The sequence below is a fragment of the Pseudoalteromonas sp. SR45-5 genome, from assembly GCF_014163565.1.
Classification (GTDB): Bacteria; Pseudomonadota; Gammaproteobacteria; order Enterobacterales; family Alteromonadaceae; genus Pseudoalteromonas; species Pseudoalteromonas distincta.
This window is the reverse complement of sequence record NZ_JACJDN010000708.1, coordinates 1-1,911: the sequence shown is the minus strand read 5'-3', so window position 1 is coordinate 1,911 and position 1,911 is coordinate 1. Positions and strand designations below refer to the sequence as shown.

At 38.7% G+C, this 1,911-nt stretch carries 2 protein-coding genes; one reads left to right on the top strand and one right to left on the bottom strand.

Features of this window, described 5'->3' with window-relative positions:
* Positions 1-125: 125 nt before the first annotated feature.
* Positions 126-1,142 carry a UDP-glucose 4-epimerase GalE gene (gene galE / locus H5072_RS18265; protein ID WP_002960801.1) on the bottom strand — a complete coding sequence of 339 codons (1,017 nt, stop codon included), beginning with the start codon at positions 1,140-1,142 and terminating at the stop codon, positions 126-128.
* A 276-nt stretch (positions 1,143-1,418) separates the two neighbouring features.
* On the opposite strand from galE, the gene H5072_RS18260 reads away from it, so the two are divergent.
* Entirely contained in the window at positions 1,419-1,910 is a 492-nt protein-coding gene (locus H5072_RS18260) for a DUF3016 domain-containing protein (RefSeq protein WP_024606381.1), read from the top strand.
* The last annotated feature ends 1 nt before the right edge of the window (position 1,911 follow it).

Sequence of the window (1,911 nt, the reverse complement as noted above, 5' to 3'; positions counted from 1 at the left end):
CCTCTTTTACTTCTCTTTGTGCAATAAGGTTTTAAGTGATTTATTCACAAAGAGGCTAAGAGGTCGCTGCGCTTTAGAGAAGCAAAACTACATAATTTCTATGTTTTCTCACTTGCCGTTTTTACTTAACCCTTATAACCGTTAGGGTTATTTGACTGCCAGCGCCAGGTATCTTGCATCATTTCATCAATACCGCGCACTGCTTCCCAGCCAAGTTCATTAAGTGCTTTCTCTGGCGCTGCATAACACGCTGCAATATCACCAGGGCGGCGAGGTGAAACCTGATAGGGTACAGCCTGATCGCTTGCTTTAATAAATGCATTAACCATTTGTAGTACAGAGTAACCATTACCAGTACCTAGGTTATAAACTAATGCCCCCGTGCTGCTGGCAATTTTATCAAGCGCTTTTAAATGACCAATCGCTAAATCTACAACGTGTATATAGTCGCGTACACCTGTGCCATCAACTGTGTCGTAGTCATCACCAAATACAGCGAGCTGCTTTAATTTACCTACCGCTACTTGTGCGATAAACGGTAAAAGGTTATTTGGAATACCATTAGGATCTTCACCAATTAAGCCCGACTCATGTGCACCCACTGGGTTAAAGTAACGCAAAATAGCAAACGCAAAGCGCTCATCTGATTTAGCGATATCTTGTAGCATCATTTCAACCATCAGCTTAGATGTGCCGTACGGGTTAGTAGTACCGCCTACAGGGAAGTCTTCTTTAATTGGTAAGCTTGCTGGGTCGCCGTAAACCGTGGCTGACGAGCTAAATACTAATTTAAATACACCCGCATCGCGCATCGCATCAACAAGCGTAAGCGTACCTTGAACGTTGTTTTGATAGTACTCAACTGGCTTTGCAACCGACTCGCCTACTGATTTTAAACCCGCAAAATGTATAACACTATCAACCGTATGTTTTGCAAATACAGAATCTAAAAAGGGTTTATCGAGAATGTCGCCTTGGTAAAAAGTGGCTTCTTTACCTGTTATATTTTTTACGCGCGCAAGTGATTCTTGTGATGAGTTACTTAAATTATCAATAACAACAACATCGTTACCTTGCTGTAAAAGTTCTAAAACAGTGTGCGAGCCAATATAGCCTGCGCCACCGGTTACTAAAATAGTCATGAAAGCTCCGTGGGTACCTTTTATCAATTAAGTTAATTTCACCATAAATAGAGGTGATTTACATGTTTTATCTGTAATTTATATGATTTTAATCGTATTTTTTTGATATCAGCACATTAAATACTTTTGATTACATTTTGTGCAAAACAAGTAACACTTGATTCGTAAGATTAAGTTATAGTTAATAAACAAGTGCTAAAATAGCTTTAGTAATAGCTAATGCTAGGTTTACTCCAATCCACACTTTTGTGATTGGTTACCTCTTTGGAGAAAGATATGAATTTAGTTAAAAAAATAGCAACAACAATGTGTATCGCATTACCTGCGCTTGCCCATGCTGGTGAGTCTGTTGTTAAATGGAATGACTTTAATGATTATCGTGATGTGCGAGCGTCTAACCAAGCTAAGGGCTCGTATCACAAAAGTATTGCGGCAAGTTTTGAAAAACATATGTCTAAATTAGCTGAGCAACTACCAAAAGATTATAAGTTAAACGTAGAGTTTACTGATTTAGATTTAGCGGGAGATGTGCGTTATGGTGGTATGGAGGAAATTCGTGTAGTAAAACCAATATACTTTCCACGCATTAAGCTTAATTATTCGTTAACCGATAACGACGGTACAGTGCTTAGTAAAGATACTGATGTGGAGCTCAAAGATATGGGCTTTATGGATAAAATTAAAATGGGCCGCGACGAATCACTATATTACGAAAAACGCTTATTAACAGAGTGGTTTGGTGAGCAAATATTACCAAGTTTAGATTAAC

Excerpts from the sequence above, each read along its gene's own strand:
- galE (WP_002960801.1), bottom strand. The coding sequence starts at position 1,142 with ATGACTATTTTAGTAACCGGTGGCGCAGGCTATATTGGCTCGCACACT.
- H5072_RS18260 (WP_024606381.1), top strand. The coding sequence starts at position 1,419 with ATGAATTTAGTTAAAAAAATAGCAACAACAATGTGTATCGCATTACCT.